The organism is Phyllobacterium myrsinacearum (assembly GCF_014138285.1).
GTDB lineage: Bacteria > Pseudomonadota > Alphaproteobacteria > Rhizobiales > Rhizobiaceae > Phyllobacterium > Phyllobacterium myrsinacearum_A.
On sequence record NZ_JACGXN010000028.1, the window covers coordinates 1 to 6,821 of the forward strand.

A 6,821-nucleotide genomic window follows, 5' to 3' on the forward strand; every position below is an offset into this window, starting at 1 on the left:
GATCTTCTCGATGTCTCGTCACTTGAGCTTGGCGCCAAGGTTGCCAAGGGCGAGATGAAGTGGGGCTGATGACTCCTGTCATCATCTGAAAAAGCGATAGCTGGCGCTATGCCTTGTTTTTCCGGCTTTCTCCTAACGTTCTTGCACCAAAATAGCACTGCAAGCAAACTTGCATAATTATAATTTTATAATTATAATCTGTGGTATGTCAGGCACCCGCTTCGAATGGGATGTGGCCAAGAGCCAATCCAATCTTCGCAAACATGGCGTCAGTTTCGAGAATGCCAGTCTGGTGTTTCGTGATCCGCTCCACATCTCGGTACTGGATCGCATCGAAAATGGTGAACAGCGATGGCAGACCTACGGGCAGGTGTGGAATGTCACCATCCTTGTCGTCGCGCACACGATAGTGGACAGCGACGAAGACGGTCAACCTGTTGAAATCATCCGGATCATTTCGGCTCGCCGCGCCGATAGAAAAGAAAGGCAAAGATATGAACACGAAAACAATCAGATATGAATCTGAAACGCTTCCAGAACCCACAGCTGATCAGATCGCTCAACTGCGCGCGCTCGAGGCGATGCCCGATAGCGAGATTGATCTCAGTGACATTCCGGAGCTTACGGATGAGCAATGGAGCAAAGCCGTGCGCGGCCGCTTCTATCGTCCTGTCAAACATCAGATTACCGCACGTGTTGATGCCGATGTTCTCGATTGGCTCAAATCGCAGGGCAAAGGCTACCAGGCGCGCATGAATGCCATTCTAAGACGGGCAATGCTTGTCTCGATGAAGACACAACCTGCTGATAAAAAAGAGAAACATCGTCGTAAAAGTATCTAATTATAGATTAGCTTCGTCATCATGGATTAAAAATCTTCTCTTATCCAATATCCATATCTGATATTCGTCTGATGGGCTGCCTTACGAGACTAATTTTACTCTGTCGCCGTGCTGAGGGCCGATTTGCTTCGTTTTCCTGCATTTGCTCGACGTTTTGGGCCTCCCCTGCCCTATTGGCGCGGCTGTCTTTGACCTTTGAATGTTCTATCGGCGTTTTCAAACGTTCGTTTTCTTATAACTTCCGATATTTAGTTTATACGGTTGCGTTTTCCGGGTTAGCTTCTGCTAGGAAGTCGATGAAGGCGCGGATGCGGGCGGCCATATACTCATGTCCGGCAAAGACGGCATGGATAAACTCTATATCTTCCGGATTATAATCATCGAGGACGCGCACCAGTGTGCCCGCGTCCAGATCCTTCTGTACGTGAAACTGGCCGATCCGAGCCAGTCCGAGCCCCGCGATCGCCAGTTGGCGTACGCTTGAACCGTTATTGGCCTTGAAATTTCCCTTTACGGCGACGGGACGAATGCGCTCCTCCCCCGGATAACGGAAAGCCCATTCGTCCATGCTGCGCCGAAAGTTGAATGTCAGGCAATTGTGCTGCTGCAAATCGTCTGGCGTCTGCGGAACGCCATGCCGCGTCAGATAGTCCGGCGAGGCAACGACAACACGGCGGCTCTGGCCCAGCTTGCGTGCCTTCAAGCCGGAATCGCGCATGGGGCCGGTGCGGATCGCCACGTCAGCGCGCTCCTCGATGATATCGATGACACCATCCGAAAGCGACAGGTCCAGTTCAACATCGGGATAACGCGCAAGGAATGCCGGCACCAGTGGAACGATATAGCGGGTGCCAAACCCGACGGAAGAGTTGACGCGCAGGAGGCCGCGCGGAATCGCAGCACCGCCTGAAGTCATGAGCCGCTCCGTTTCCTCAATCTCAGCGATAATGCGCACTGCCCTCTGATGATAGGCCTCACCTTCCGGGGTCAGCTGCAATGCGCGAGTCGAGCGCACCAGCAACCGGGTGCCAAGGCGTTCTTCAATTCGCGTAATCAGTTTGCTGATCGCAGAAGGCGACAGGTTGAGCCGTTCGCCGGCGGCGGTAAAGCTCCCGCGCTCCACGGCCTCCACGAAAACCTCCATTTCGCCTGCGCGGTTGTTCATGGGAAACACCCCGATTGATTGCATGAATTGATTTCACAGATCCTAACCCGTTTTATCGCATTATAACAGCAATGGTTGTGCGCCATATGTCACTCAACAACGGCGCACGGTGATGCGTCCCCATCAACACAGCAGGATCGCGTGCGGTCCTGGAGCGGGAGTTGCGCTCATGACCCGACAGTCTTCGTCTCTCAATCTTATTCGCCGTCCCGGCACGATTACATTCGGCATTGAATTGCCGCTGGACAACGATTGGGCGCCGGAGCGTGAAGCCAGGCGCATTGAGCAAGGGCGCCCTTTTGGTGTGCCAGATCTGCGACACTACCCGGAGCTTGTCCAGCAAGTCGATCGTTCCGGGTTTGCAGCGGTATGGATGCGCGATGTACCGATATTCGATCCAAACAATTTTGGCGATGCCGGATCCGTTTATGATCCATTCGTCAATCTGGGATTTCTCGCCGGCATAACCAAAAATGTTGCATTGGGTACGGCTGCAATTGTACTGCCGATGCGTCATCCCATGATGGTGGCCAAGGCCGCCGCTTCCGTCGACGTGCTTTCCGCAGGACGTTTGATCCTGGGGGTTGCTTCCGGGGACCGGCCGGTTGAGTATCCCCTGCTCGGGCTTGATTTCGAAAACCGGGGCGATGCGTTTCGTGATGCCATCACCTATCTGCGTGCTGCCTGGCAATCAAACGGACTGCCGGTCGGCAAAGATGACGTTGAGCCGGCACTGGATCTTTTGCCAAAGCCTGTGCGCGGCAGCATTCCCATGATCATCGCTGGACAGGGCCGGCAGACGCCGGAATGGATTGCGGGGCACATGGACGGCCGCTTCGTCTATCCCAATGATATTGACCGGTTTGCCACTCGGGCAGGCGAGTGGCGTTCTGCTCGTGTGAACAACCGGATGAACGAAGGTGCCTTTGTCAGCGCATTTCATCTCGATCTCGCCGCCAACCCGGAGGAACCGGTCACTCCGCGCCGGTTCGGAGCACGGCTTGGTCGCAACGCTTTTATAGAGCATCTGCACAATCTCAACGCTGTTGGCGTTGATCATCTGGCATTGCTGCTGCGTCCTTCGCGGCGCCCTCTTGACGAAGTCATCGACGAGTTGGCGCGTGATGTCCTGCCCCTGTTCAACAAACCAGTCCCCACCGCTGTACAAACGGCGGCGGAATAACACAGGAGAATAAAATGCACTCTGTTACAGCCAATGGTGCGTCCATACCCGCTTTGGGGTTTGGCACATTCCGCATGCCCGGTGTCGATGTCCTGCGCATGGTGCCGCATGCACTCAAACTCGGTTTTCGTCACATTGATACCGCGCAGATCTATGGTAACGAGACCGAGGTCGGCGAGGGTATCGCAAGTTCGGGAGTTGCACGCGGTGATGTATTCCTGACGACCAAGGTCTGGGTCGACAACTATAGACCTGAAGCATTTGTTGCCTCGGTCGACGAGAGCCTGAAGAAGCTGAAAACCGACTATGTGGATCTTCTGTTGCTGCATTGGCCAAACGATGCAGTATCGCTTGCCGACCAGATCAATGCCTTGAACGAAGTGAAGGCGGACGGCAAGACACGTCATATCGGCTTGAGCAATTTCAACACGGCGCTGATGAGCGAGGCCGTAGCACTAAGCCGTGCCCCGCTGGTCACCAATCAGGTTGAGTATCATCCCTATCTCAGTCAGAAACCTGTCATTGACGCTGCGAAAAGGACAGGCATGTCAATCACCGGGTATTATGGGATGGCGGACGGCGCAGTTTTCGCCGATCCCGTGCTCAAGGACATCGCTGCCCGCAATGGCAAGACTGTTGCTCAGATTGTCTTGCGCTGGATGGTACAGCAGGATGGCGTGATCGCCCTGTCGAAGACGGTAGGTGAGGCGCGCGCAGCCGAGAATCTTGCCGTATTCGATTTTGTGCTCAGTGATCACGACATGTCAGCAATATATGCACTCGCCCGGCCCGACGGACGTATCGTCAGCCCCAATGGATTGGCTCCGGTCTGGGATCGGGTTGCCTGATTGGGCCACGGTACAGAATTCACTTGTTACGTATAATTTCAGCTCACCTTCGTTGCGAAAACCGCGGAGGTGAGCTTTTATGCAGAACTGCTATGGATGGATGCTCATGATTGCATGCTGTTCAATCCGGTGTGCTGTTGGCCCTTTCGGAGGGATAGCGGCATGACGGCCATCGGTGTTGTACACGTACAACTTGAATTGAGGTTTCGAAATCTGCTCGAATAGTTGGGACAAGCCAAAACCGGAAACACGGCCGGTTGTACGTGTACAACTGATGTAGTTTTTCGCGCTTTGGCTCTTAAATGTTCGTTAACCTAAAATCGTTTGCCACAAAAAGAGAATCTCTTCATATTGTAATCAGCGCATATTGTTAAAGTTTGGACCAAAATGCGCAGATGAGAGGTTGAGATGCTTGATCAGAACCCGGCAGATGCGCCCGCAACGACGTTGCGATCGCTGATTGCATCTGACGCCGAAGAGCTGGCGCGCCAGCTCCAGGCCCATCAATCGCGTATTTTCCCGCCCACAGCACAAAAAACAATCCGCCTGTTCACGCCGGCCGAGGCTGCCGATTTCATTGGCATTCACGAAGGCTATCTGCGCCAGATTGTAGCTGATGGTCATGGCCCCGCGCCGCAACCCAACGGTCGCAGGCTTTATTCGGTCAATGACCTGGAAGACCTGCGGCGCCTGCTTGATGCAAACGGTAAAAGTACTGCCAAATATGTGCGGCATCGCCGGGACGGTGAAAAACTGCAGATCCTCTCGATCATGAACTTCAAAGGCGGCAGTGCCAAGACGACGACATCCGCGCATTTGGCCCAGTATCTGGCCCTGCGCGGTTATCGCGTCCTTGCTATTGATCTTGATCCGCAGGCATCGCTTTCCACCATGTTCGGGCATCAGCCTGAACTCGATGTGGATCAGAATGAAACGCTCTACGGTGCCATTCGTTACGGTTCCGAGCGAAAGCACATTACCGAAATCGTCCGCGCAACCTATACACCGAACCTGCACATCATTCCGGGCAATCTCGAGTTAATGGAATTCGAGCATGAAACACCGAAAGTTCTTGCTGACAAGCGGCCGGACACGATGTTTTTCTCCCGTATAGGTGAATGTCTTGCAGACATCGAATCTGCCTATGACGTGGTTATACTGGATTGCCCGCCACAACTGGGGTTTCTGTCCTTGTCGGCTCTTTGTGCGGCAACTGCCATTTTGATCACTGTACACCCGCAAATGCTGGACGTGATGTCTATGTCGCAGTTCCTGCACATGACCAGCGATCTTCTTGCCGTAGTGGAGAATGCCGGCGGCAAGACGGAATATGACTGGATGCGATATCTGGTGACACGCTTTGAGCCCAATGACGGCCCGCAAAGCCAGATGGCCGGCTTTATGCGATCCATTTTTGGCAACCGGGTTCTTGAGAACGAAATGCTGAAATCGACAGCGATTTCCGATGCCGGCCTGACCAAGCAGACGCTCTATGAAGTGGATCGTTCGCTGTTTACGCGCGGCACTTATGATCGCGCGCTGGAAAGCCTCACGCTGGTCAATGGCGAAATCGAAGAATTGCTTCGCAGAACCTGGGGAAGGAAGTAACTCATGGCGCGTAAAAACCTGTTTGAAATGACGCCTGAGAGTGCTGATCCGGAAACCGCAGCGCCCGTCAGGACCACGCTTGGACGACCGCTGCTTGGTCTTGATCGTCCATTGCGGCCAGCAAGCCCTGTAGGGGCAATTTCGCAGTCCCTGGATGGTATATCTGCCAAGGCACAGCGTGCAGAAGAAATTGAAAAGCGCCTTGCCGCAGGACAGGCGATTATCGAACTTGATCCATCGCTGATTGATGCCTCGTTTATTGTCGATCGGTTGGGCATCGACGCGGACGACCAATCGGGTCTTGTGGCCCAGATCCGTGAACACGGCCAGCAAGTTCCGATCCTGGTGCGCCCGCATCCTGAAAGTGAAGGGCGTTTTCAGGTCGCCTATGGCCATAGACGTCTGGCGGCTATCAAGGAAATTGGCGGCACTGTCAGAGCTGTTGTACGTGATCTGACGGACGAGCAGCTGATAGTTTCGCAGGGCCAGGAGAATAATGCCCGTACGGACTTGTCATTCATCGAGCGCTGCTATTTTGCGACAAAGCTCGAAGCCAGGGGCTTTAGCCGTGAGACGATCATGTCGTCGCTGGGCGTTGACAAGGCAGCCTTGTCACGAATGATCGCGCTTGTAAAACGCGTGCCTCCACCATTGATTGAAGCAATTGGTCCCGCGCCTGCCTTCGGACGGCAACGCTGGGCGGAAATTGCTGACATGCTTGAAGATAAAGCCAAGTGTGCCCGGCTGTTAAAGCATATTGAGGATACAACTTTTCTTGCAGCGAAAAGTGATGCTCGCTTTCAGATTGCCTTTGATCTGTTGAAAATAACGAAGGATAAGCCGCGTTTAACGCCTTGGACTGCGCCTGACGGAACGTCTCCGGTGAAGATCAAGGAAACTGATACGGCCCTCAACATAGCTTTCGACAAACGAGATGGTTCGCAGTTTGGCGCTTTTGTGGAGCGCAAGTTGCTGACTTTGTTTGAAGAATTCCGCAAGGAAACAGGAGACTAGACACCGCAAAAGAAAAAGCTCCCGAACGTTGCCGTCACGGAAGCCCTTCTCATAGTGTGGTAACTTGAGAATCGCATTTCCGGGAATCAGTGTCAAGACTTTTTGGCGTCGTTTTGGCGAGCGGACTTCTTTTGCCTGATTGAAAGGTAGAAGACAATGCA

The 6,821-nt window shown here is 53.6% G+C and carries 7 protein-coding genes; 6 read left to right on the forward strand and 1 reads right to left on the reverse strand.

Annotated elements, in window-relative coordinates:
* Window positions 1-205 precede the first annotated feature (205 nt).
* Together FHW16_RS28525 and FHW16_RS28530 are read left to right on the forward strand one after the other, a co-directional pair.
* Window positions 206-520, forward strand: a complete 315-nt coding sequence (locus FHW16_RS28525; protein ID WP_182552840.1) for a BrnT family toxin — start codon at window positions 206-208, stop codon at window positions 518-520.
* Window positions 495-842 carry a BrnA antitoxin family protein gene (locus FHW16_RS28530; RefSeq protein ID WP_182552841.1) on the forward strand — a complete coding sequence of 116 codons (348 nt, stop codon included), beginning with the start codon at window positions 495-497 and terminating at the stop codon, window positions 840-842. Before FHW16_RS28525 ends, FHW16_RS28530 begins: the two co-directional genes overlap by 26 nt.
* A 253-nt stretch (window positions 843-1,095) precedes the next feature.
* On the opposite strand, the gene FHW16_RS28535 is transcribed toward FHW16_RS28530, so the two are convergent.
* Window positions 1,096-2,007 carry a LysR family transcriptional regulator gene (locus tag FHW16_RS28535; protein WP_182552842.1) on the reverse strand — a complete coding sequence of 304 codons (912 nt, stop codon included), beginning with the start codon at window positions 2,005-2,007 and terminating at the stop codon, window positions 1,096-1,098.
* Window positions 2,008-2,176: 169 nt separating this feature from the next.
* Here FHW16_RS28535 and FHW16_RS28540 point away from each other — a divergent pair, with 169 nt between their 5' ends.
* From FHW16_RS28540 to repB, 4 genes are all read left to right on the forward strand, one after another.
* A complete protein-coding gene (locus tag FHW16_RS28540) occupies window positions 2,177-3,190 on the forward strand; it encodes an LLM class oxidoreductase (RefSeq protein ID WP_182552843.1) in 1,014 nt (337 codons plus the stop codon).
* 14 nt (window positions 3,191-3,204) lie between these two features.
* Window positions 3,205-4,038, forward strand: a complete 834-nt coding sequence (locus FHW16_RS28545; protein ID WP_182552844.1) for an aldo/keto reductase — start codon at window positions 3,205-3,207, stop codon at window positions 4,036-4,038.
* A 408-nt stretch (window positions 4,039-4,446) separates the two neighbouring features.
* Complete coding sequence (repA, locus tag FHW16_RS28550; protein WP_182552845.1) at window positions 4,447-5,646, forward strand: plasmid partitioning protein RepA; 1,200 nt, start codon at window positions 4,447-4,449, stop codon at window positions 5,644-5,646.
* Window positions 5,647-5,649: 3 nt separating this feature from the next.
* Window positions 5,650-6,660 (forward strand): plasmid partitioning protein RepB, encoded by a 1,011-nt coding sequence (gene repB, locus FHW16_RS28555; RefSeq protein WP_182552846.1) that lies wholly within the window; start codon window positions 5,650-5,652, stop codon window positions 6,658-6,660.
* The last annotated feature ends 161 nt before the right edge of the window (window positions 6,661-6,821 follow it).

Excerpts from the sequence above, each read along its gene's own strand:
- FHW16_RS28525 (WP_182552840.1), top strand. The coding sequence starts at position 206 with ATGTCAGGCACCCGCTTCGAATGGGATGTGGCCAAGAGCCAATCCAAT.
- FHW16_RS28530 (WP_182552841.1), top strand. The coding sequence starts at position 495 with ATGAACACGAAAACAATCAGATATGAATCTGAAACGCTTCCAGAACCC.
- FHW16_RS28535 (WP_182552842.1), bottom strand. The coding sequence starts at position 2,007 with ATGAACAACCGCGCAGGCGAAATGGAGGTTTTCGTGGAGGCCGTGGAG.
- FHW16_RS28540 (WP_182552843.1), top strand. The coding sequence starts at position 2,177 with ATGACCCGACAGTCTTCGTCTCTCAATCTTATTCGCCGTCCCGGCACG.
- FHW16_RS28545 (WP_182552844.1), top strand. The coding sequence starts at position 3,205 with ATGCACTCTGTTACAGCCAATGGTGCGTCCATACCCGCTTTGGGGTTT.
- repA (WP_182552845.1), top strand. The coding sequence starts at position 4,447 with ATGCTTGATCAGAACCCGGCAGATGCGCCCGCAACGACGTTGCGATCG.
- repB (WP_182552846.1), top strand. The coding sequence starts at position 5,650 with ATGGCGCGTAAAAACCTGTTTGAAATGACGCCTGAGAGTGCTGATCCG.